Origin of the sequence: Delftia acidovorans NBRC 14950 (assembly GCF_001598795.1) — a bacterium.
GTDB classification, from domain to species: Bacteria; Pseudomonadota; Gammaproteobacteria; order Burkholderiales; family Burkholderiaceae_C; genus Comamonas; species Comamonas acidovorans.
The window spans coordinates 113,337-134,536 of record NZ_BCZP01000009.1; the positions used below are offsets into that span (position 1 = coordinate 113,337).

The 21,200-nt window shown below is 66.9% G+C and carries 21 protein-coding genes; 10 read left to right on the forward strand and 11 right to left on the reverse strand.

From position 1 onward, the window contains the following. The first annotated feature begins 77 nt into the window (after window positions 1-77). Entirely contained in the window at window positions 78-1,196 is a 1,119-nt protein-coding gene (locus tag DA1_RS13865) for an acyl-CoA dehydrogenase family protein (RefSeq protein WP_051940831.1), read from the forward strand. A gap of 4 nt (window positions 1,197-1,200) precedes the next feature. On the opposite strand, the gene DA1_RS13870 is transcribed toward DA1_RS13865, so the two are convergent. Next, entirely contained in the window at window positions 1,201-1,815 is a 615-nt protein-coding gene (locus DA1_RS13870) for a TetR/AcrR family transcriptional regulator (RefSeq protein WP_051940828.1), read from the reverse strand. A 142-nt stretch (window positions 1,816-1,957) separates the two neighbouring features. On the opposite strand from DA1_RS13870, the gene DA1_RS13875 reads away from it, so the two are divergent. From DA1_RS13875 to DA1_RS13885, 3 genes are read left to right on the forward strand one after another with little or no spacing between them, the layout of a single operon-like run. After that, on the forward strand, window positions 1,958-3,013 hold the full coding sequence (locus DA1_RS13875; RefSeq protein WP_034393998.1) for a sugar phosphate isomerase/epimerase family protein: 1,056 nt from the start codon (window positions 1,958-1,960) through the stop codon (window positions 3,011-3,013). Between the two features lie 39 nt (window positions 3,014-3,052). Then, complete coding sequence (locus tag DA1_RS13880) at window positions 3,053-3,949, forward strand: alpha/beta fold hydrolase (RefSeq protein ID WP_012205750.1); 897 nt, start codon at window positions 3,053-3,055, stop codon at window positions 3,947-3,949. A 2-nt stretch (window positions 3,950-3,951) separates the two neighbouring features. Next, on the forward strand, window positions 3,952-4,923 hold the full coding sequence (locus DA1_RS13885) for an alpha/beta hydrolase (RefSeq protein WP_034393995.1): 972 nt from the start codon (window positions 3,952-3,954) through the stop codon (window positions 4,921-4,923). 17 nt (window positions 4,924-4,940) lie between these two features. Here DA1_RS13885 and DA1_RS13890 read toward each other — a convergent pair whose 3' ends face one another. The 3 genes from DA1_RS13890 to DA1_RS29665 all read right to left on the reverse strand — a co-directional run bounded on the left by DA1_RS13890 (window position 4,941) and on the right by DA1_RS29665 (window position 7,135). Next, window positions 4,941-5,150: a DUF4287 domain-containing protein gene (locus DA1_RS13890; protein ID WP_013802290.1), complete on the reverse strand. Its 210-nt coding sequence runs from the start codon at window positions 5,148-5,150 to the stop codon at window positions 4,941-4,943. Between the two features lie 72 nt (window positions 5,151-5,222). Beyond that, window positions 5,223-6,134: a bestrophin family protein gene (locus DA1_RS13895; RefSeq protein ID WP_034393993.1), complete on the reverse strand. Its 912-nt coding sequence runs from the start codon at window positions 6,132-6,134 to the stop codon at window positions 5,223-5,225. A gap of 98 nt (window positions 6,135-6,232) precedes the next feature. Next, window positions 6,233-7,135, reverse strand: coding sequence for a nitroreductase (locus tag DA1_RS29665; RefSeq protein ID WP_080736903.1), 903 nt, complete (start codon window positions 7,133-7,135; stop codon window positions 6,233-6,235). A gap of 235 nt (window positions 7,136-7,370) precedes the next feature. Here DA1_RS29665 and DA1_RS13905 point away from each other — a divergent pair, with 235 nt between their 5' ends. The 4 genes from DA1_RS13905 (at window position 7,371) to DA1_RS13920 (ending at window position 13,308) form a co-directional block, all read left to right on the forward strand. Further along, a complete protein-coding gene (locus tag DA1_RS13905; protein WP_051940825.1) occupies window positions 7,371-7,787 on the forward strand; it encodes a hypothetical protein in 417 nt (138 codons plus the stop codon). A 102-nt stretch (window positions 7,788-7,889) separates the two neighbouring features. Next, window positions 7,890-9,041: an efflux RND transporter periplasmic adaptor subunit gene (locus DA1_RS13910; protein WP_034393987.1), complete on the forward strand. Its 1,152-nt coding sequence runs from the start codon at window positions 7,890-7,892 to the stop codon at window positions 9,039-9,041. Further along, on the forward strand, window positions 9,041-11,971 hold the full coding sequence (locus DA1_RS13915) for an efflux RND transporter permease subunit (protein ID WP_034393984.1): 2,931 nt from the start codon (window positions 9,041-9,043) through the stop codon (window positions 11,969-11,971). The genes DA1_RS13910 and DA1_RS13915 overlap by 1 nt, the downstream gene beginning before the upstream one ends. 77 nt (window positions 11,972-12,048) lie before the next feature. Beyond that, complete coding sequence (locus tag DA1_RS13920) at window positions 12,049-13,308, forward strand: TolC family protein (protein WP_062794126.1); 1,260 nt, start codon at window positions 12,049-12,051, stop codon at window positions 13,306-13,308. Window positions 13,309-13,337: 29 nt separating this feature from the next. Here the strand turns inward: DA1_RS13920 and DA1_RS13925 are convergent, their stop codons facing one another. Next, window positions 13,338-14,240 (reverse strand): LysR family transcriptional regulator, encoded by a 903-nt coding sequence (locus DA1_RS13925; protein ID WP_012205741.1) that lies wholly within the window; start codon window positions 14,238-14,240, stop codon window positions 13,338-13,340. A 75-nt stretch (window positions 14,241-14,315) separates the two neighbouring features. On the opposite strand from DA1_RS13925, the gene DA1_RS13930 reads away from it, so the two are divergent. Then, window positions 14,316-15,254: a DMT family transporter gene (locus tag DA1_RS13930; RefSeq protein WP_034393982.1), complete on the forward strand. Its 939-nt coding sequence runs from the start codon at window positions 14,316-14,318 to the stop codon at window positions 15,252-15,254. Window positions 15,255-15,278: 24 nt separating this feature from the next. Here DA1_RS13930 and DA1_RS13935 read toward each other — a convergent pair whose 3' ends face one another. From DA1_RS13935 to DA1_RS30400, 4 genes are all read right to left on the reverse strand, one after another. After that, window positions 15,279-16,874, reverse strand: coding sequence for a bifunctional aspartate transaminase/aspartate 4-decarboxylase (locus DA1_RS13935; RefSeq protein ID WP_012205739.1), 1,596 nt, complete (start codon window positions 16,872-16,874; stop codon window positions 15,279-15,281). Between the two features lie 54 nt (window positions 16,875-16,928). Continuing rightward, window positions 16,929-18,620: an aspartate-alanine antiporter gene (aspT, locus tag DA1_RS13940; RefSeq protein ID WP_034398603.1), complete on the reverse strand. Its 1,692-nt coding sequence runs from the start codon at window positions 18,618-18,620 to the stop codon at window positions 16,929-16,931. Between the two features lie 366 nt (window positions 18,621-18,986). Continuing rightward, entirely contained in the window at window positions 18,987-19,370 is a 384-nt protein-coding gene (locus DA1_RS13945; protein ID WP_034393980.1) for a hypothetical protein, read from the reverse strand. Window positions 19,371-19,453: 83 nt separating this feature from the next. Further along, complete coding sequence (locus DA1_RS30400) at window positions 19,454-19,609, reverse strand: hypothetical protein (protein ID WP_155294275.1); 156 nt, start codon at window positions 19,607-19,609, stop codon at window positions 19,454-19,456. An 88-nt stretch (window positions 19,610-19,697) separates the two neighbouring features. Between DA1_RS30400 and DA1_RS31320 the strand changes: the two genes are divergently transcribed. Next, window positions 19,698-19,829, forward strand: a complete 132-nt coding sequence (locus DA1_RS31320; protein WP_255288116.1) for a hypothetical protein — start codon at window positions 19,698-19,700, stop codon at window positions 19,827-19,829. 41 nt (window positions 19,830-19,870) lie between these two features. On the opposite strand, the gene DA1_RS31325 is transcribed toward DA1_RS31320, so the two are convergent. Beyond that, window positions 19,871-20,362, reverse strand: a complete 492-nt coding sequence (locus DA1_RS31325) for a hypothetical protein (protein ID WP_080736901.1) — start codon at window positions 20,360-20,362, stop codon at window positions 19,871-19,873. 322 nt (window positions 20,363-20,684) lie between these two features. Beyond that, complete coding sequence (locus tag DA1_RS31330; RefSeq protein WP_230355379.1) at window positions 20,685-21,194, reverse strand: hypothetical protein; 510 nt, start codon at window positions 21,192-21,194, stop codon at window positions 20,685-20,687. Window positions 21,195-21,200: the final 6 nt, after the last annotated feature.

Here is a 21,200-nt window from a genome sequence, read left to right on the forward strand (position 1 = left end):
CGCTGCGTCATCTGCGCAGCCTGTGCGCTGCGCTAGGATGGCAAGGGACCGCTGTGCCCACAGCGGTCCCTTTTTTTATGGTGACCCGCAAGATGACAAGCCACATACCCGATTTCCCCCTGCTGACCGGCGCCAACCGCCAATGGCTGGATGCACGTGCCCAGGCGCTGGATGCCGGCAACGGCGAGGCCACGGCCGCCGTCGTGCCCTATCTGGCCGAAGCCGGGCTGCTGGGCCACGGCTTGGCTGACGCGTTGGGCGGGCAGGGCGGACGCGCCGGCGATGCCATCGAGGCGATTGCCCAGGTGGCCACGCACTCCATGTCCGCCGCCTTTGCCTTCTGGGGCCAGCGCGTGCTGATCGAGATGCTGGCGAACACCGGCAATGCGGCCCTGCGCGAGCGCTGGCTGCCCGCGCTGCTGGCGGGCGAGGCGGCCGGTGCCTCAGGGCTGTCCAACATCATGAAATTCCTCAGCGGGCTGGAGGCACTCAACATCCGCGCCACGGCCCGGGAAGGCGGCGGCGGCTGGCTGCTCAACGGCAGCGTGCCCTGGTGCACCAACCTGCGCGGGCCGCGCTTTCTGGCCGCCATTGCCGTGGCGCGTGACGACGGCGCGCCGCCCATGATCGTGGCCTTGCCGTCCGATCGCCCCGGCCTGGAGCGCTCGCCGGATCTGGAGCTGATTGCCCTGCGCGGCACCAACACCGCCGCCTTGCAACTCAAGGACGTGGCCATCACCGAAGACGATCTGCTGGCAGAGCGCGCCGGCGGATTCCTGCCGCGTGTGCGGCCGGCCTTTCTGGGCATGCAATGCGGCCTGTCCATCGGGCTGGCGCGCGCGGCCTGTGCGCAGGCCGCCTCGCGCATGGGGCAGGGCGGGCATGTGCTGCAGCAGCCGCTGGACGATACCCGCAGCCATCTGGAGCAGGCGGTGGCCGCGCTCAAGGCCGGGGTAGAGGCCGGCGATTTCGTGGAGGCGCCCGAGCGGCTTTTCGCGCTGCGCCTGGCCCTGCACGACTGCGTGCAGCAGGCCATGCAGCTGGAGCTGCAGACGGCCGGTGGCCGTGCCTACAGCCTGGATGCGGACGATGGCTTTGCCCGCCGCTGGCGTGAATCGGCCTTCATCCCCATCGTCACGCCCAGCGTGATCCAGTTGCGCGCCGAGCTGCAAAAACTGCAAAAGCTCGGTGCCTGACGGCTCAGTCCGCCTTGGCTGCCGGCTCCAGCGCCGTGTCCAGCAGCAGCAAGGCGGTCTCCACCGCCGCCAGCAGCCGCTGGCGCGGTACGCCATCGCGGGCCTGCACCGAGATGCCGTGCAGTTGCGTGGCATAGAAATCCCCCAGCGCCTGCACATCGGTGCCGGCGCGCAACTCGCCTTCATCCAGCGCGCGCTGAAGGCGGTCGATCAGGGACTGCGTACGCTGGCGGCGGTGTTCGGCCAGCCAGGCGGCGACTGCCTCGTTTTCCTCGGCGCAATTGGTGGCGGCGGTGACCACCATGCAGCCCAGCGGATGGGCATCGTCCGTATAGGTGGCCACGGCATCGCGCAGCACGCGCGCCAGGGCGTCGCGCACGCGCGGCTCCTGGGCCATGGCGCGGTCGGCAAAGCCGCCATCACCGGCCTCGTAGCGCTGCACGGCCTCGCGGAACAGGTCCTGCTTGCTGCCGAAGGCCGCATAGATGCGCGCTGACGCAATGCCCAGCGCCTGCACCAGGTCGGCCATGGACGTGCCCTCGTAGCCGCGCTGCCAGAACGCCAGCATGGCGCGCTCCAGCGCCTGGTCTCGGTCAAATTCCCTGGGTCTTCCGGCCATCTTCCTCATCCTTCTCAACAGTCAGGGCGGCATCTTAGCGGCGCCGTGATGCTGTCTTGCATCGGCTTCGCAAAAGCAGCCGCATTGGCGTGATACTATTCTTTGTCGATCAACAAACAATAGCTCAACGCAAGGAAATCACATGCAGACCATCAAGGGCCCCAGCCTTCATCTGGCGCAGTTCGCCGACAACAAGGCACCGTTCAATTCCCTGGAAGACATCGCACGCTGGGCGGCCGGCGTAGGCTTCAAGGGCCTGCAGATTCCCGCCTGGGACCAGCGCCTGTTCGACGTGGCCACGGCCGCCAGCAGCCAGACCTATTGCGATGATGTCAACGGCATGCTGGCCTCGCACGGCCTGGTGGCCAGCGAGCTGACCACGCACATCTTTGGCCAGCTCGTGGCCGTGCACCCGGCCTATGACGCCATGTGCGACAGCTTTGCGCCCGAGGCGCTGCGCGGCAATCCGGCCGCACGCACGGCCTGGGCGCTGGAGCAGCTCAAGCTGTCGGCCGTCGCATCGCGCCGCATGGGGTTGAGCGACATGGGCACGTTCTCGGGCTCGTTCGCCTGGCCCTATCTGTTCCCGTTTCCGCAGCGCCCGGCCGGCCTGATCGAAGCCGCCTTCGAGGAGCTGGCGCGCCGCTGGCGCCCCATCCTCGACGCCTGCGACGAGCAGGGCGTGAACCTGTGCTACGAAATCCACCCCAGCGAAGACCTGCATGACGGCACCAGCTTCGAGCGCTTCCATGAGCTGGTGGGCCAGCACGCGCGCTGCAAGATCCTTTTCGATCCCAGCCACTTCGTGCTGCAGCAGCTCAACTACCTCGACTACATCGACATCTTCCGCGAGCACATCCGCATGTTCCATGTGAAGGATGCGGAGTTCCTGCCCAGCGGGCGCCAGGGCATCTACGGCGGCTATTCCTCGTGGCTGGAGCGGGCAGGGCGCTTCCGTTCGCTGGGCGACGGGCAGGTGGACTTCAAGGCCATCTTCTCCAAGTTCGCCCAGTACGACTACCAGGGCTGGGCCTCGCTGGAATGGGAGTGCTGCCTCAAGGACCAGGAAGACGGTGCGCGCGAAGGCGTGGACTTCATCAACCGCCACATCATCCGCGTGACCGACAAGATCTTTGACGACTTCGCCGGCGCCCCCGTGGACCAGCGCCAGATCAACGCCATGCTCGGCATCGCCTGAGCACGCCCGCAGCCAAAGAACCTCAAAAAGAATCCAACAATGAACGCTTTCACATCGAACGCCCTGCGCAAGCAGGAAGACCAGGCCTGCGAGTTCTCGCACGACTACGTGCGCATCGACGGCCGCCGCATCCACTGCATTACGGCCGGGCAGGGCGCGCCCGTGCTGCTGATCCCGGGCTGGCCCCAGACCTGGTATGCCTGGCGCCATGTCATGCAGGCACTGGCGGCGCAGGGCTTCCAGGCCATTGCCGTCGATCCACCGGGCACGGGCTTTTCCGACCGGCCCGACACCGGCTACGACACGGGCTCCATCGCGCTGACCCTGCACCGCACCATGCTGGCGCTGGGCCATGAGCGCTACCAGGTCGCCGGCCACGATGTGGGCATGTGGGTGGCCTATGCGCTGGCCAGCGACCAGCCGCAGGCCGTGCAGTCCCTGGCGCTGACCGAGGCCGTGATCCCCGGCCTGGCGCCCGAGCCCAGCATCTTTGCGCCGCCAGAGCAGAACATCTTCCTGTGGCACTTCATGTTCAACCAGCTGGCCGACCTGCCCGAGACCCTGATCGCGGGGCGCGAGCGTGCCTACCTGGAGTTCATGTTCAACCGCTGGTCGCTGCGGCGCGACCGCGTGGCCGTCGACGTCTATGTCGATGCCTATGCGGCGCCCGGTGGCCTGCGCGGCGGCTTTGCCTACTACCGCGCCATTCCCGAAACCATTCGCCAGAACCGCGAGCGTGCGCTGCGCCCGCTGGCCATGCCCGTGCTGGCCATTGGCGCCGAGCACGCCACGGCCGATGCGCCGCTGGCCACGCTGCGCGGCCATGCCGATGACCTGTCGGGCGTGATCGTGCCGGGCTGCGGCCACTTCATCATGGAGGAGGCTGCCGAGCCCTTCATCGCCGAGCTGCTGCCCTTCCTGCAAAGGACGCTGTGACCATGGGCCTGGACGCTGACATTGCGCGCTATCTCGCCGAGCTGGCGCAGGCGACCCAGGCCGTGGCCCCGCCCACGCTGGCGGCGCTGCGCGAGGCCACCGACGCCGGGCTGCGCGCCCTGCACGGCCCGGCCGAGGCCATGGCCCGCACCGAAGACTTCACGCTGCCCGCGCGCGACGGTGCGCCGCTGCGCGTGCGCATCTACCGGCCGCTGGCCTCGGACACACCCACGCTCCAGCCCGCCCTGGTCTTCGCCCACGGCGGCGGCTGGTGCCTGGGTTCGCTGGAGGTCTACGACAACCCCTGCCGCGCATTGGCCGCGGCAACAGGCGCCGTCGTGGTCTCGGTGGACTACCGGCTGGCGCCCGAGCACCGCTTTCCCGTGCCGTTGCATGACTTCTGCGATGCCATTGCCTGGACCTTTGAGCAGGCCGATGCGCTGGGCCTGGATCGCAGGCGCATCGGCGTGGCCGGAGACAGCGCGGGCGGCAACCTCGCGGCCGCCGCCTGCCTGCTGGCGCGGCAGCAAGAAGGCTGGGGAGCGGCGGGCGCACCGGCCATCGCCCACCAGCTGCTGCTGTACCCGGCACTGGACGCGGCCATGGATTCGCAGTCGTTCCAGCAGTTCGGCGAGGGCCACTACCTCACGCGTGCGGCCATGGAGTACTGCTATGGCGCGTACCTGGGCGATGCGGCACCGGGGCGGCACGAACTTGTCTCTCCGCTGCGCGCGGAACACCTGGCAGGCCTGCCCCAAGCCACAGTGATCAGCTGCGAATACGACCCGCTGCGCGACGAGGCCGAAGCCTATGCGCAGCGGCTGGCGCAGGCCGGTGTGGCGGTGCAGGCCGTGCGCCTGCCCGGCATGGTGCACGCCTGCATGCACATGCTGGGGCTGGCGCCGGCATCACGCCGCCTGTTTGACGAAGCAGGTGCCGCCGTGCGCCAGGCTTTCGGCACGGCCATCGGCTGAGGGTTGCTGGCTGCAGGTCAGGCCTGTGCCAGGAACACGGCCACCAGCGCATTCGCATGGCCGTGCCCCATCTGGTGCTGGGCCTTGAGCCAGCCCACCAGTTCCATGTGCTTGCGGGTGTCCTGCTGTTGCAGCAGATCCATCCAGTGCGCAATCGGCTGGCCGTAGGTCTTCTCGATGGAAGGGAAATACGAGGCCGGTCCCTTGACCTTGCTTGTCTCCGTCATGGCGCTTGTCCTTTTTCTGTGATGCGGGTGGGCAGATTGTGCCGCTGGCGCTTTCCGGGCCGGCAGGCAGGGTCAGGTCAGGAACAGCACATCCTTGTGCTGCGGCGCAGGAGGCAGCACCTCGCCGGTCAGCTCGCGCAGCGTGGCCTCGATCATCTGCGACATGGCGTCCAGCGCCAGGTCGTTGGGTGCCGTGCCGAAGGGCTCCTCCAGCTCGGCGCCCAGTGCCTCCAGCGCGAAGAAGGTGTAGGCGATGAAGGCCACGATCACCGGCGTCATGAAGCCGATGGAATCCACCAGGCCGAAGGGCAGCAGAAGGCAGTACAGGTAGATGGTGCGGTGGATGATCACCGCGTAGGTGAAGGGGATGGGCGTGCCCGCAATGCGCTCGCAGCCGCCCAGTGCCTCGCCCAGCTTGCACAGGGGCGCCTCCATGGCGGGCACCAGCACCGGCTGCAGGCTGCCGTCGTGGCGGCGCGCCTGCAGCCATTCGCCGGCCATGAGCAGCAGCACGGCAGGCTTGAAGCGCGCCGTGGCCAGGCGCTCGCAGTCGGCGGCGGGCAGCAGGCGGCGCATGTCGGCACCGGCATCGGTGCCGCGCAACTGGTGGCGCAGCGCGTGCACGAAGGCTGCCAGCACCATGGCCAGGGCCGGGGCGTGCTGCGGTGCATCGGTCAAGGTCCGGGCCTGGCGCACCAGGGAGCGCGTCTCGTTGAGCAGGGTGCCCCACAGCGTGCGCGCCTCCCAATAGCGCGCATAGCTGGTGCTGTTGCGAAAGCCCAGGAAGATGGCCAGCGTCAGCCCGATCAGCGAGAACGGCACGAAGTTCAGCGGCACCTTCCAGGCGAACAACTGGCCGTGCAGCGCCGTGACCAGCACGGCGAACAAGGTGGCGGCCATCAGCTGGGGCAGGATGTCGGGCAGCACCGAGCCGCGCAGCACGAAGAGCATGCGCAGCCAGTGGGGGCGGGGCCGGATGATCATGAAAGCTTGTTCCGTGATGGAAAAGAGGGCGCAGCAGCCCCGCAACTCTAACCGCCCCGCGCAGTCAGTGCGCCACCCTGCACGCGCCGGCTGCGGCTTCAAAGATCGCTGCCGTGGCTGTCGTGGTTGCCGTCGGGCTGGAGAAGGGCCTGTGACGTGACCGCTGCTGCCTGCTCCGCCTGCCATGCCGTGCGCATGGAAGAGGGCGCCACCGTTGCACGCGGGGACGGCTGGCTGGTGATGGTGCCCAGGCTGATGAAGCCGGCCAGGTGCTCGCCCTCGCGCAAACCCAGCGCTGAATGCAGGGCCGGGTCAAAACAGCGCTCGCCACTGAGCGCGATGGCACCAAAGCCCAAATGGTGGGTGGCATTGAGGAAGTTGCCCAGGGCCGCGCCCGCAGCCAGCCATTGCTCACGCACCGGCACCCGCGAGCGCGGCCGGGGCGAGATGATGAAGGCGATCAGCGCCGGAGCGCGCGTTGCATGCTCGCGCGCACGGCGGATATCGTCGGCCGGGGCCAGCGGGTCACGGCGCAGTTTTTCCTGCTCGAACAGGCTGGCCAAGGCCTCGCGCTGGTGGGCGGGAAACTCCAGAACCCGCCAGGGGTGCAAGGCACCGTGGTCCGGAGCGCATAGCGCCGCCTCGATCATCAGCTCCATGTCGCCATTGTCCGGACCCGGCATGGCCAGCCGCCTGGGCGAGACGGAGCGCCGCGCCAGCAGGGGCGCCAGGCCCGCCCGCTTGCGCGTGTCGGCAAAGCAGTGCTTGAGTGCATCCACCGCCTGGGCGAACTGCCGGGCCCAGGCCAGCACCTGTTCACCCTCCAGCGTGAACCCCTGGAAGGGCCGGCCCGCGCGCACCAGCGCGTGGCCGAACTCCGCCTCGGCCGAGCGTATGGCCTGGGCCAGCGCGTTGTCGGAGATGCCGCAGGCCTGCGCTGCGCGCGCCCAGTCACGCTCGCGGTCCAGGGCCAGCAGATGGGGGATGTATTTTTGCGTCAAGTCGGTTCTCCAGCGCGGGCCTGTGCTCCGTGTATGGCATCGTTATATCTGAAAGAATACAATGAAATACGTCATGCCAGCTTGAACCGGCGGCGGGCTGCGGTGGGCTGGCCGGGGGCGGGCGCACGCGTGTGACAGGTGCATGGTGCCCTTGCCGAACTGCGGGATTGAACCGATTGCGCAGGCACCGGCACTACAATCCCCGGCCATGTTGCATGCCATCCGGAGCCTATCCATGCGGAGCGCCTTGCTGCTGCTCATCATGGTGGCGCAGCTGCTGATACCGCTGCTGCACAGCCATTTCGGCACTCCGAACCAGGCCGGCTTGCACATCCACGCGGCGCCGTCGCGGGTGGCCGACTCGCATTTCCACCTGTTCGTGGTCCACGGCTCCTTCACCGATGTGGATGAAGACCATGTCGAGCCTTTCGAGGTCGATGTGCAGGACGCCATACAGCCGCTGGACCTGCTGCCCATGCCTTTGCTGGCCGTGGTCGGCCTGGTCTTGCTCACCCTGGGCCTGCGTGCCGCGCGCATGCGCTGCATTGCGCCCCGGCCCGCCCTGCCGCTGCAGCCCATGCGCCTGAGTCCGCGCTGGCGCGGGCGCGTGATACGGCCTTCTCCCGCCCAGGCACCGCCCCTGGCTTCCTGACCTCCCCGGCCTGGTCCACAGGCCCGCCTCAGTCCTTCTTCGCCCGCGCGCCGCGAACCGCCTGCGCGTGGACGGCGTTCGTCTTTTTTCCCGGAGTCAGGAATGATGTTTTCCCCATGGCTGCTGGCCGGCGCACTTGCGCTGCCAGCCGTCGGCATGGCCGCCCAGGCCCAGGCCGCACCCGCAAGCCCGTCCAATCCCCCGTCCGCACCCACATCCGGATCTGCATCCACGCCCACATCCGTTGCCTTGTCCGCCGAACAGGCACAGGCGCTGGGCGTGCGTTTCGAACCCATTCAGGCGGCACAGCGCATCGAGGTCTCGGCCCACGCGCGCGTCGTGCTGCGGCCCGATGCCCAGGCCGTGGTGGCCGCCCCCTATGCAGGCGCGGTGCCGCGCGTGCTCGTGGCCCTGGGCCAGACGGTGCGCACCGGCCAGCCGGTGGCGGTGTTCACCAGTCCGCAGCTGTATGAGGCGCGGCGCGCGCTGCTGGAGGCCGAGTCCCAGTCGCGCCTGGCACGCCAGGCCCTGGCGCGCGACCAGGCGCTGCATGAGGACGGCATCATCGCCGCCAGCCGCTGGCAGGCCACCCAGGCCCGCGCCGCCGAGGCCGCGGCCATGGCCCAGGCGCGGCGCGCCGAACTGGCCGCCAGCGGCCTGCAGTTCGTGGGCAACGAGGTGCACCTGGTGGCGCCCCGCGCAGGCCTGGTGACCGAGGTGCTGGCGGTGCCGGGCGCGCGCGTGGAGGCCTCGGCGCCGCTGCTGCGCGTGGCCGACCCCAAGGCGCTGGAACTGGACCTGCTGCTGGGCCGCGAGGTGCCGCTGCCCGGCGTGGGCGACCGCGTTCAGGTGGCGGCGCGCGGTGCGCAGGGCAAGGTGGCTGGCATGGCCCCGGTCGGTGATGGATCGGCCGGCATGCGGGTGCGCGTTGCGCTGGAACGCGCTGGCGACCTGCGCGTGGGCGAAAGCGTGACCGCGTCGCTGGCCCTGGCCGGTGCGGACGCCGGGCCTTCCGGCGGATCTGCCGGTGGCTCTGGCGGTGCACGCCTGCGCGTGCCCGCTGCGGCGCTGGCGCATTGGAACAACCGCACCGGCGTCTTTGTCGCCACCGGGCAGGGCGCGCGCTTCATGCCGCTGTCCGTGGAGGCCAGCGACGAGGCCACGGCCGTGGTGCGCGGCACGCTGCCGCCCAAGGCGCGCATTGCCGTGACGGGCATTGCCGCGCTCAAGGGCCTGCTGGGCGGGGGTGAGTGATGCTGGCGCGTCTCATCGATTTTTCGCTGCGCCAGCGCGCGCTGGTGCTGATGGCCGCCTGCGCGCTGGCCCTGGCCGGTGCCTGGGCCTATGTGCACCTGCCCATCGATGCCTTCCCCGACATCTCGCCCACCCAGGTCAAGGTGATCCTGAAGGTGCCCGGCATGACGCCCGAGGAGGTGGAGCAGCGTGTCTCCACGCCTGTCGAGCAGGAACTGCTGGGCCTGCCGCACAAGACCATGGTGCGCTCGGTGTCCAAGTACGGCATCAGCGACGTGACGGTGGATTTCAGCGAAGGCACGGACGTGTACTGGGCGCGCCAGCAAGTGTCCGAGCGGCTGGCCGGCCTGCAGCGCGACCTCCCCGCCACGGCCGAAGGCGGGCTTGCCCCCATCACCACGCCGCTGGGCGAGATGTTCATGTTCACCATCGACGGTGAGCAATGGTCTCTGGCCGAGCGCCGCCATGTGCTGGACTGGGTGATTCGCCCTGCGCTGCGCACCGTGGCCGGCGTGGCCGACGTGAATGCCCTGGGCGGCATGGTGCGCGGCTACGAGGTGATCCCCGACCCCGCCCGGCTGCGGGCGCGCGGCGTGACGCTGGACCAGCTGCGCCAGGCGCTGGAGGCCAACAACCGCAACGACGGCGCAGGCCGGCTGGACCGAGGGGAAGAGCACTGGGTGGTGCGCGTGGAAGGCGGCGTGCGCGGGCTGGACGACCTGCGCGCCATTGTCGTGGCGCCCGCCCATGAGGGGCTCGTTGCCGCCACCGTGGGCGATGTGGCCACCGTGCGCCTGGGCGAAGCCACGCGCAACGGCGCCGTCAGCCGCGACGGGCGTGGCGAAGCCGTGCAGGGCCTGGTGCTGGGACTGCGCGGGGTGGATGCGCGCAGTCTGGTGGACGCCGTGCAGGCGCGGCTGGACGAACTGGCTCCCCGGCTGCCCAAGGGCATGAGCACCCAGGTCTTCTACAACCGGGGCGACCTGGTCTCGCGCGCGGCGGGCACCGTGGTGCGCGCCCTGGTCGAGGCCAGCGTGCTGGTGCTGGTCACGCTCTACCTGTTCCTGGGCGGGCTGCGTGCGGCCCTGGTGGTGGCGGCCACGCTGCCGCTGTCCATGCTGGCCACCTTCCTGCTGATCCGCCAGGCGGTCTCGGCGGTCTCCGTGCCCATGCTGGCCGGCGTGTCCATCATCGCCATCGTGTTCCTGCCGCTGCTCACGCTGCAGGGGCTGGAGGGCAAGCTGTTCGCGCCCGTGGCGCTGACCATCGTGCTGGCGCTGGGGGCCTCGGTACTCATCGCCTTCACCGTGGTGCCTGCGCTGGCCTCGCTGCTGCTGCGCTCGCATGGCGGCGATGAACCCTGGCTGATGCGGCGCGTGGCCCGGGGCTTTGAGCGGATGCAGCGCTGGAGCCTGGCCCACCGGCCTGCGGTCTTCGGCATTGCCGGGGCATCGCTGGCCGGGGCGGCCGTGCTCTACCTGTCCGTGGGCAAGACCTTCATGCCCACCATGGATGAGGGCGACATGATCGTGCAGCTGCAAAAGACGCCCTCCATCTCGCTGGCCGCTTCGCTGGACATGGACGGGCGCGTGCAGCGCGCGCTGCTGGAGCAGGTGCCCGAGATCCGCTCCATCGTCGCGCGCACGGGCTCGGACGATCTGGGCCTGGACCCCATGGGCCTGAACGAGACCGATACCTTTCTGGTGCTGCGTCCGCGCGACGAGTGGCGCGGCAGCAAGGAAGACATCGCCGAGGCCATACGCCACGTCATGCAGGGCTTTCCGGGGCTCATCTACGGCTTCACCCAGCCCATAGAAATGCGCGTCTCCGAAATGCTGACCGGCACGCGCGGCGACGTGGCCATCAAGATCTTCGATCCCGACCTGGCGCGGCTGGACACTGCCGCCCAGGCCGTGGCCGCGCGCATGCGCGCGGTGGCCGGGGCCTCCGAAGTCATCGCGCCCAGCAACAGCGGCGTGCAATACCTGCAGGTGGCGCTCAACCGCGCGGCGCTGGGCCAGTCCGGGCTCAGCGGCGATGGCCTGCAGGCGCAACTGCGCGCCCTGGTGGAAGGCGAGCGCATTGGCATCGTGCCCGAAGGCGTGGCGCGCACGCCGCTCATCCTGCGCGGCGGGGCGGCGCTGCGCCAGTCGCCCGAAGGCCTGGCCGGGCTGCTGGTGACGGCGGCGGACGGCAGCAACTGGCCATTGACCTCCCTGGCCACGCTGGCGGCCCGCGACGGCCCCGTGCGCGTGGACCACGAAAACGGCGCACGCTTCGCCGTGGTGCAGGTCAACGTCGAAGGGCGCGACCTGGCCAGCTTTGTGCGAGATGCCCAGGCGGCCGTCGCCGGTGATGCCGGCCTCAAGGACATGCGCATCGTCTGGGGCGGCCAGTTCGAGAACCAGCAGCGCGCCGCCGCACGGCTGGCGCTGGTGGTACCGCTGGCGCTGAGCGCCATCTTCGTGCTGCTGGTGCTGACCTTCCGCTCGCCCAGACAGGCGCTGCTGGTCATTGCCAACATCCCGTTCGCGCTGGTGGGCGGCATGGCCGCGCTGAGTGCTGCGGGCGAGTACCTGTCGGTGCCTGCCTCCGTGGGCTTCATCGCGCTGCTGGGCATTGCGGTGCTCAACGGCGTGGTCCTGGTCTCTCACTTCAACAACCTGCTGGCTGCGGGCCAGCCCCTGTCCCAGGTGGTGCGGCACGGCGTGCGCGACCGGCTGCGGCCCGTGCTGATGACGGCCTGCATCACCGCGCTGGGCATGGTGCCGCTGCTGCTGGCCAGCGGGCCGGGCTCGGAGATCCAGCGGCCGCTGGCCATCGTGGTGGCGGGCGGGCTGGTCAGTTCTACGGCGCTGACCCTGCTTCTGCTGCCCTTGCTGTTCGAGCGCTTCGGCCTGCCGCGGCGTGAGCGGGAGGCCCGGTCATGAGCACCACCCACACCACCACCACCTCTCCCCACTGCAGGGCGCAAGGCCTTGCCGGACTCTCTTTCAGGAACATGCCCATGAAACCCCTGCTGCATGCCTGGGCCGCTGCCTTGCTGTGTGCCTGCGCTGTCCAGGCCCAGGCCCAAAGCCATCTGCCGCCCGAGGCCGCCGTGCGCGAGGCCGTGGCCCGCTCTCCTGCCGTGCAGGCGGCCGATGCCGCGCAACGCGGCGCTGCGGCGCGCGCCCAGGCCCTGCGCGCCGGCCCGCATGAAACCGTGGTGCGTGCCAGCGGCCAGCGCCGCTGGGTGCACGACGGCTCGGGCCAGCGCTTTACCGAAGGGCAGATCGCCATCGAGCGCCCCCTGCGCCTGGGTGGCAAGGCCGAGTCCGATGCGCAGCTTGCCGAAGCGGCCCAGGCCGCATCGCGCGTGGCGGCCCAGGATGTGCGGCACGAAGCCGCACGCCAGTTGCTGGCGCTGTGGTTTGCCGCACAGCGCGCAGGCCAGGCGCAGCAGACCGCCCGGGACAATGCCGACGCTGCCGCCGAACTGGCCCGCGTCACCGAACGCCGGCTGCGCGCAGGCGATGCGGCCAGGCTGGACGCTGAACTGGCCGCAGCCGAGCACGCGCGCATGCAGGCCGCGCTGGCAACGGCCCAGGCCGCGCACCAGGCGGCCCAGGCGGACCTGCAGGCGCGCTTTCCGTGCCTGGAGGCTGCCCGGGCGAAGGAGGGGGAGGCTGCGCCACCGCTGCTGGATCTGCCACCGCTGCCGCAGCAGCCACCGGCCCAGCTGCGCCTGCGCTACATAGAGCACAGCCACGAGTACCTGCTGGCCCAGGCCGAGGAAACCCTGGCACTGCGCCAGGCCCGCCGTGCCGACCTGGAACGCCGGCCCGACCCCACCGTGGGCGTGTTCGCCACCAGCGAGCGGGGCGGCAGCGAGCGCATTGCGGGCGTCAGCCTGTCCGTGCCCCTGGGCTCGGTGCACCGCCAGGCCCAGGCCGACCAGGCCCTGGCCGATGCCGACGCCGCGCTGTCCCGCCGCCTGGCGGCCGAGCGCCGCCTGGGCGCGGAGTTCGACGTTCTCTGGAGCCTGCTGGCCGGCAAGCGCGCCGCCGCCCAGGCCCAGGCCCGCGCCGCCACGCTGCAGCAGGGCGCCGCCGACCGCGCACTGCGCGCCTACCGCGCCGGTGAGTCGGGCCTGACCGAACTGCTGGCCGTGCGCCGCACCCTGGCCGAAGCGCTGCTGGCCGAACGCCTGGCCCGCAGCGAGGCGCTGGAGGGCGACAGCCGCCTGCGGCTGGATCTGCATGAGCTGTGGGATTTTGATGACTGAGTGGGCGAGCAGAAGCCGCTGCGGATTTCTCAGGCAACTCCAGACTTGCTCTGCGCTTGGCCCAGCGTCGCAATCAACTGCCCGTACATGGCATCCACGGCCGCCGAGCCCTGCGAGGCCTTGCTGCGCAGGGCCGACACTTCCATGGACACCAGCGGCGGCAGCTCGAAGCCGGCCGGCAGGTTCTGCAGCACCTGCAGGTGCGGGGGCACGCTGCAGCGCGTGAACACGGCCACGGCCAGGCCGCTTTCCACGGCGGCCAACTGGCCGGCAAGGCTGGAGCTGTGATAGACCACGCGGTGCGCGCGCCGCTGGGCCGCAAGGCTGGACAGCGCGGCCGTGCGGGCCAGGCTGGCGGCCTCGTAGACGGCAATCGGCAGGGGATTCTTCCTCCACACCTCGTGCTGCGGCGCGCCCACCCAGACCAGGGGCTCGTGGAACAGCAGGCGCCCACGCTGGGGCCTGTCGCGCGAGACCAGGGCCAGGTCCAGCGTGCCGCGCACCACCTGCGGGATGAGTGCAGTGGACTGCTCGCAGGTCAGCTCGATCTCCACGCCCTGGTAGCGGCCTGCAAAGCTGCGCAGTACGGGCGTCAGATAGGTGGATGCGTAGTCGTCCGGCACGCCCAGCCGCACGCGCCCGGACAGGTCGGGGCCGAACAGGGCCGCCTGCGCCTGGGCCTGCAGCTCCAGCATGCGCCGCGCATAGCCCAGCAGCTCGGCGCCTGCGGGCGTGAGCTGCAGATGGCGCGGGCCGCGCAGCAACACGGGTTGGCCCAGGGCGGTCTCCAGCTTCTTGATCTGCATGCTCACGGCGGCCTGTGATCGGTGCAGCAGCGGCGCGGCAGCCGAGAGCGAGCCCGCATCCACCACGGCCACCAGGGCACGCAGCCAGTCGATCTGCAGGTCGGGGTGGTTCACGGCACGCTCCATTGATTCGAATATCGAATACTAAACCTGCAAACTATTTGCTTTACGAGAATTTCCTGCCACGAGACGATCGCGGCCATGCAAGACAGAACCCATTCCTTACAGGCCGCATCCGTAGCCTCCGCCACGCCCGCACAAGCCGCTCCCACAGCGCAGGAGACACGCGGCCAGTGGCTGATGATCGCGGGCGGCGTGCTGCTGGGCACCGTGGGCGTATTTGTGGAAGAGGCCCGCCAGCACCCGTTGGTCACCGTGCTGTTTCGCTGCGTCTTCGGCGCGCTGGCGCTGCTGGCCTGGGGCCTGGCCACGGGCCGCGTGCGGGAGCTGCGCGTGCGCGGCAGAAGCTGGGCGGTGGTGGTGGCCACGGGCCTCCTCATGGTGCTGAACTGGGCGCTGTTCTTTGCCGCCATACCGCGCACCTCCATGGGCGTAGCCACCATCGTGTTCCACATCCAGCCGGTGTGGATCATGCTGTTCGGCACCCTGGTGCTGCGCGAGGCCGTGGCACCACGGCAGGTGGCGGCCGTGCTGGCGGCGTTGCTAGGACTGGTGTTGACCACGGGGCTGCTGGGTGGCGATGCGGCGGCCTGGGGGCCGGACCATGTGTCCGGACTGCTCATGTGCTTGGCCGGCTCGCTGTGCTATGCGGCCGTGACCATCCTGGCCAAGACCGAGAAAGTGGTCACGCCGTTTGCGCTGGCCTGGTGGCAGTGCGCGGTCGGCACCGTGCTGCTGCTGTGGGTGCCGCTGGTTCATGGCTGGCCGCAGGCGCCGTCGTCCTGGGCGTGGCTGGCAGGGCTGGGCGTGCTGCACACCGGCCTGGCCTATGCCATCCTTTTTGCGGGCATGGCGCGCCTCACGCTGGGCCGCATCGCCGTGCTGCAGTACGTCTATCCGCTGACGGCCATCGTGCTGGACTGGGTGGTCTACGGGCGCGCGCTGGGCGCCGTGCAACTGGCCGGCGTAGGCCTGATGGCCGGGGCGCTGCTGGTGGTCAAGGCCCGCCAGCTGCGATGAGCCGTGCGGGCCCTGGCGCAGGGCCTACTCCTTGCCCAGCGCCTTGTACTGCTCGTACAGCTCGTCGGCCAGCCGGCGCAGGGCGCGGCCTATGGCGGCGTACTCGTACTCGTTGAGGTTGGCCAGCGAGGCGCGGCCCGAGGGGCGGTCGGACCCGAAGCCACGGCCCGGCAGCAGCACGATGCCGGTCTCGTCGGCCACGCGGAACAGCATGTCGCCCGTGGACGACTGCTGCACAGCCCATTGCGAGAAGGCCTCGCCATAGAGCCGGCAGGTCACGTTCTGCAGGTCGATCAGCGTGTAGTAGTTGACCGAGTTGGGATTTTCCAGCGGGGGCATGCCCAACTCGCGGTACAGCGTGGCCTCGCGGCGGCGGATCAGCTGCTTGAGCGCCTGCTTGTAGGCGTCGGCTTCATCCATGAGCGCGAACAGCGAGAACAGCACCATCTGCACCTGTTGCGGCGTGGACAGGCCGGCCGTGTGGTTCAGCGCCACCACGCGGCTGTCGGCCACCAGGCGGTCGATGAACTTGAGCGAGCGCACGTCTGGCAGCAGCGAGCGGTAGCGGTGGTCCAGCGCCTTCTTGGCGGACTCGGGCAACTGCGCCAGCGCATGGTCGAACACGTTGTCCTTGTGCGCCGCGATCACCCCCAGGCGCCAGCCCGTGGCCCCGAAATACTTGGAGAACGAATACACCAGCAGCGTGTTCTGGGGGCAGACCGAGAACAGGGACTGGAATTCATCGGCAAAGGTGCCGTAGACATCGTCGGTGAGGATCAGCAGGTCGGGCCGCTGCTCGGCCACGATGGCGCGCACGCGGTCCAGGCTGCGCTGGTCCATCTTCACGGACGGCGGGTTGCTGGGGTTCACGCAGAAGAAGATCTTGACGTCCGGGTCCTTGAGCTTGTCCAGCTCGGCGTCGGAGTACTGCCAGCCGTTGTCGGGGTCGGCGTGGATGGGCACTTCCTTGAGGTCGTACTGGGCCAGTTCGGGAATCTCGATATATGGCGTGAACACCGGCATGCCGATGGCCACCTTGTCGCCAGCCTTGAGCAGGCCGCTGATGCGCAGGCTCTCGAAGATATAGGCCATGGCCGCCGTGCCGCCCTCGACGGCGAACAGGTCCACCGACTCGGGCGGCACGGCGCCGCCTGCCATCTCGCGCACGATGTACTGGCGCACGACCTGCTCGCTCACGGTGAGCATGCGCGGCGGCACGGGGTAGTTGCAGCCCAGGATGCCGTCCACCATCTCATGCAGGAAGGCGGCGGGGTCCAGCCCCAGCTGGTCGCGCACATAGCTCAGCGACTTGCCCAGGAACTTCACCCCCTCCTGGTCGCGGTGCTCGGCGATGAAGCGCTCGAAGCGCCCCTCGATGCCGTCGAGCTTGGCCAGCCCGCCCACACCCACCGTCATGTAGGAGTACGACAGCTCCGACTCCGCCGCCGCGAACAGCCCCAGCCGGAAGAAGGCCCGGCGCGGCGTGGTCGCCAGGAAGTTGGGATTGCCACGCCCCGCATTGAGCATGAGGCGGTTGGCCTTGCCCGAGGCCACCTTGATCAGTTCGTCCTTGAGTTCGAACGGGCTCAAATTCGCCAGACTCCGATAATCCTTGCTCATTGCGCAGCTCCTTGTGATGGTCCTTGGTGGTCCTTGGGAATAGATCAGGGGTGTTCAGGCAAAGGCGATGACCAGCGGCCCCAGCAATGTGAGGAACACATTGGCCAGCGCATAGGTGATCGCAAACGGTGCCGTGGGAATCGAGTTGCCGGCCTTGTCCAGAATCTCGCCAAACGCCGGATTGGCGCTGCGCGCCCCCGACAGCGAGCCCGCGAACACGGCCACGTTGTCATAGCGCAGCACGTACTTGCCGAACAGCATGGCGATCAGCAGCGGCACGATGGTCACCACCACGCCCAGCAGGAACAGCGTCAGGCCCTGCTGCATCACCGTGGTCACGGCCTGCTGGCCCGACTGCAGGCCCACCATGGCCACGAAGCCGGCCAGGCCCAGGTCGCGCAGCAGCGTGGACGCTGCCGTGGGCATGTTGCCGAAGGTGTGCTTGCGGCTGCGCCACCAGCCGAACAGCAGGCCCGCCAGCAGGGCGCCGCCGCCGCTGCCCAGCGTGATGGGAATGGAGCCCAGGCGCAGCACCAACAGCCCGATCAGCAGGCCCACCGTGATGCCCAGGCCGTGGAAGACAAAGTCCGTCTTGTCGCTGGGCACGATGATGGGGCCCACCGACTGCGCAGCCTTTTGCACATCCTGCGGCGTGCCGAACAGCGTCACCACATCGCCCGGCATCACCATGGTGGCCGGCGCAATCGGCACCGGCGTGCCCGCGCGCATCAGCGCCACTGCGTACACGCCGTGCTTGAACTCCTGCGACAGGCTGTCCAGGATGTCCTTCACGCTGCGGTTCAGGTACTGGTTGTTGGAGATGGCCACGTCGCGCCGCACCATCACCACGTCCATGCCCTCGGCGCCCTGCAGCTCCTCGCCCACCGAGGCGCCCAGCGCCACCACGGCCGCGCGCCGGCCCACCAGCAAGATGATGTCGCCGGCCTCCAGCGCCAGGCTGCCGTCCACGCCCACCATCGCGTTCCTGCGCTGTATGCGCTCCACCGTCACCGTGCCGCCGTTGGCGGTGGCGCTGGCTTCCAGCTCCGCCACGGTGCGGCCCGCCTGTCCCACACGGAAAATGCGGCCCACCAGATCCGGCACGGCCGGTGACTCGCCGGTTCCGTACACGCGCACGCCCTTGAGCAGCTCCTGCTCGGCCTGGATCGCGTCCTCGCGGATCTTGCGGCCCGTCAGCCACTGCAGCACGTTCACGCACATGATGATGGCGCCGAAGGAGCCGAAGATATAGGTCACCGCATAGCCGATGGCCACATTGGCCTGCATGCGCTGCACCTCGTCGGGCGCCAGCCCCAGCTTCTCGATGGCCGAGCCCGCCGTGCCGATGATGGCCGACTGCGTCAGCCCGCCAGCGGCCAGCCCCGCCGCCAGCCCCTTGTCCAGATGGAACACCCGGGCGATCACCACCACCGTGACCAGCCCCGACACGGCCACCACCAGGGCCATCAGGATCTCCTTGACCGACTGCCGCCCCAGCGAGCGGAAGAACTGCGGCCCGCTCTCGAAACCCACGGCATAGATGAACAGCGCGAACAGCACCGCCTTGATGCCCGAATCAATGGTCACCCCCACCTGGCTGATCAGCACCGCCGCCAGCAGCGACCCCGCCACGCCCCCCAGCTGGAACGACCCGAACCTGAACTTGCCCACCCAGTAACCGAGCGCTAAGGCCGCGAACAGCGCGATTTCCGGAGCCTGATGAAAGATGCTTCTGAGAAAGTCCACAGCCACCTCTGCTTCTGGGTTGAGGTCCACGGCGGCGCAAGGCAACGGAAGCTGCTGCCCCGGGAGGGCAGGAGGGCATTGCGTGCGCGTGGACTGGGAAACGGCGAGTCGCTATTGGAAATAGCTATCGAAAATACTTCTGCACAAATGATTGTGACCAAGAAATATTCAATCGAATATGGCTATTTCATTGGCTTCTTTGGGTCAATCCTTGTTGAGAACAGAGCCACTATTCACGACAAAGACCAACGGCAATGTAGGACTGCGCCGTCAGCAAAAGCGGATACATATACAGAATTCCTTGCATGCAGGCCCTGGGCGCCAGTTTTCGAATTAAACCTATTGGCAGCGAGATGAATTCATCAATTACGCATCTCGCGCCCAGATGAGGTGGAGTTCTCCATCCACAAAACCGGCGCTCACCGCTTGCGACTGGCGCAGCCGAAGGGCTCCTGCCGCTTCCGAGGCCACGTAGGAGCCAAGCAGCTTCCTGGCAGCAGCAAGCCCTTTCTCCCACTCGCTTCCCACGACGTCATGCGGCAACTCGAAGTGAGGATCGTCGGACATGAATATGTCATCGCACGCCCAGTCCGGGTCCTGCGGGTCGTAGGTCGGGCAGCCCACAATCTGGAGCTCGTGCGATGTGGGCGAGTCATACAGATTGAAGTGGAATGCCGCGATTCCTTCTGGCAGATCGCCGGACAGTGTTTCGTCAACCCATTGGGAGAATTGCTTTTCAATTGCTTTCATGGTTTCAATATTCTGATGCAATGTGGATCAAAAAATCTTTCCATCATATAGGGAAGTCTGAAAAAATAATTGATTCGCATGCTTCAAAAAATATCCGGCTCCGGCACAGCCCTCCCAAAGCCCGTCTCCAGAAAATCAAAATCGCATCCCTCATCGGCCTGCAGGATATGGCGGCCGAACAGCCAGCCGTAGCCGCGCTGGTAGCGCGCGGGCGGGGGCGTCCATGCGGCGCGGCGCATGAGCTTTCGCGTGGTCGAGCGCCTGCGCACATCCCGTGGCGCGTGACCCGACCGGGGCCGCAGCGCGCAGGAACTGGACACCGACCTGATGCTCTTCGAGCAGCGCTACCCCACGCTCGGTCCAGCGGCCCAGCATGAGTTGCTGGTACAGGCCATGTCACCGGGCCTGCACTGGACGCCCCTGGGCCTGCGCGCCACCCGCCTGTTCCTGGGCCGGTAGGCCATTCGACCCTCTTTACCTACCCGGGAAAAATCATCTGGTCATTGGGCAAGACGGGCTTGCTCTTTGACCCATTCCCGGCTTTTGCCACGCACGCACCAATCTGGATTCTTAACCCAGTCCGTAAAATATATGGTGGGGTGGTCTTTCAAAACGTTGCAGCGGGTATAGCCCATTTTTGGCATAGCATAGTACTGATAAGGCGTAATTGCAAAAAGACAAAAAAACATAATAAAAACTCCTGCGGCTATGGCGGATAAAAAAATACGCGTTGGAATTTTTATGGCGTCCTCCATGCAAGGGATTGCTTTTTGTATTGCAATGATAATTCCTGTGATTGAAATTATTGGCACACACAACGCAATTGGATCAAATGGTGTGATTCTTACTGATGGAGCGAGTTTATTTAAATCATCTACGGTTTGATATAGAGAATATAAAATACTCCAAATTGACATTGCTAGAAGCAGCAGAAAAAGTGGAATATTCCAGATTAGTGATTTTCTGATTTCGGTTAAATTTCTTTTGTCCATTTAAAGACTCATAAATTTTTGCGACTGATCAGGCATGGTCGGTTATTAGGAAATAATTTTTTTATTTCCCGGTGTTTATAGATTCTATTTAAATCTATCCCGGTAGGGGTGCCATTAAGGCCATGGCTGGGCGTTTCGGGTCCAGTACCCGCTTCATTCGACCGCTATTCGCTGCCGCCACCGCTGCTAAGGACTGGGCCTAGTGTTTGCGCGGAAGCGTAGTGATTTCTGGGGAGCCAGCGAGGAGTTGTTCTGACACACATGCAACCACACTACGCGGATAGGTCAGAAAGATGTAGGCCTTGTGATCTGCACTTTTTGTTTATGGATTTAGCTTGGTGCTACCGCCTAGACGGGCTTGCTCATTAACCCACTCCCTGCTTTTGCCGCGTACGCACCAGTCAGGGTTTTTCACCCAGTCTGAAAAATAAATATTTGGATGGCCTTCTAATATATTGCAGCGTGTATATCCTAATCTGGGCATGGCGTAGTACTGAAGAGGTGTAACAACAAGAAGACAGAAGAGCATAATTCCTCCCCCTGTGATTACGGAGATCGCAAGAATGCGTTCTGAGATTTTTAAAGTTCCTGCTTTGCAGGGGATTGCTTTTTGTATCACTGATACAAGTATCGTAGCTCCCATTATTGGGAAATATACCCCGACCAAATCACCAGGTGTGATTCTTACCGAGGGGGCTGAATTTTTTAAATCGGCGATTGTTTTTAGAAATGAATTTTCTGTATTCCAAATTGAAAAAAATAAAACAAATAGAATTGATGGAATTCCATATATTAATGATTTTCTAATATCGGTTAAGTTGTTTGTTTTCATTTTTAT

Excerpts from the sequence above, each read along its gene's own strand:
- DA1_RS13865 (WP_051940831.1), top strand. The coding sequence starts at position 78 with ATGGTGACCCGCAAGATGACAAGCCACATACCCGATTTCCCCCTGCTG.
- DA1_RS13870 (WP_051940828.1), bottom strand. The coding sequence starts at position 1,815 with ATGGCCGGAAGACCCAGGGAATTTGACCGAGACCAGGCGCTGGAGCGC.
- DA1_RS13875 (WP_034393998.1), top strand. The coding sequence starts at position 1,958 with ATGCAGACCATCAAGGGCCCCAGCCTTCATCTGGCGCAGTTCGCCGAC.
- DA1_RS13880 (WP_012205750.1), top strand. The coding sequence starts at position 3,053 with ATGAACGCTTTCACATCGAACGCCCTGCGCAAGCAGGAAGACCAGGCC.
- DA1_RS13885 (WP_034393995.1), top strand. The coding sequence starts at position 3,952 with ATGGGCCTGGACGCTGACATTGCGCGCTATCTCGCCGAGCTGGCGCAG.
- DA1_RS13890 (WP_013802290.1), bottom strand. The coding sequence starts at position 5,150 with ATGACGGAGACAAGCAAGGTCAAGGGACCGGCCTCGTATTTCCCTTCC.
- DA1_RS13895 (WP_034393993.1), bottom strand. The coding sequence starts at position 6,134 with ATGATCATCCGGCCCCGCCCCCACTGGCTGCGCATGCTCTTCGTGCTG.
- DA1_RS13905 (WP_051940825.1), top strand. The coding sequence starts at position 7,371 with ATGCGGAGCGCCTTGCTGCTGCTCATCATGGTGGCGCAGCTGCTGATA.
- DA1_RS13910 (WP_034393987.1), top strand. The coding sequence starts at position 7,890 with ATGATGTTTTCCCCATGGCTGCTGGCCGGCGCACTTGCGCTGCCAGCC.
- DA1_RS13915 (WP_034393984.1), top strand. The coding sequence starts at position 9,041 with ATGCTGGCGCGTCTCATCGATTTTTCGCTGCGCCAGCGCGCGCTGGTG.
- DA1_RS13920 (WP_062794126.1), top strand. The coding sequence starts at position 12,049 with ATGAAACCCCTGCTGCATGCCTGGGCCGCTGCCTTGCTGTGTGCCTGC.
- DA1_RS13925 (WP_012205741.1), bottom strand. The coding sequence starts at position 14,240 with ATGGAGCGTGCCGTGAACCACCCCGACCTGCAGATCGACTGGCTGCGT.
- DA1_RS13930 (WP_034393982.1), top strand. The coding sequence starts at position 14,316 with ATGCAAGACAGAACCCATTCCTTACAGGCCGCATCCGTAGCCTCCGCC.
- DA1_RS13935 (WP_012205739.1), bottom strand. The coding sequence starts at position 16,874 with ATGAGCAAGGATTATCGGAGTCTGGCGAATTTGAGCCCGTTCGAACTC.
- DA1_RS13945 (WP_034393980.1), bottom strand. The coding sequence starts at position 19,370 with ATGAAAGCAATTGAAAAGCAATTCTCCCAATGGGTTGACGAAACACTG.
- DA1_RS30400 (WP_155294275.1), bottom strand. The coding sequence starts at position 19,609 with ATGCGCCGCGCCGCATGGACGCCCCCGCCCGCGCGCTACCAGCGCGGC.
- DA1_RS31320 (WP_255288116.1), top strand. The coding sequence starts at position 19,698 with ATGCTCTTCGAGCAGCGCTACCCCACGCTCGGTCCAGCGGCCCAGCAT.
- DA1_RS31325 (WP_080736901.1), bottom strand. The coding sequence starts at position 20,362 with ATGGACAAAAGAAATTTAACCGAAATCAGAAAATCACTAATCTGGAAT.
- DA1_RS31330 (WP_230355379.1), bottom strand. The coding sequence starts at position 21,194 with ATGAAAACAAACAACTTAACCGATATTAGAAAATCATTAATATATGGA.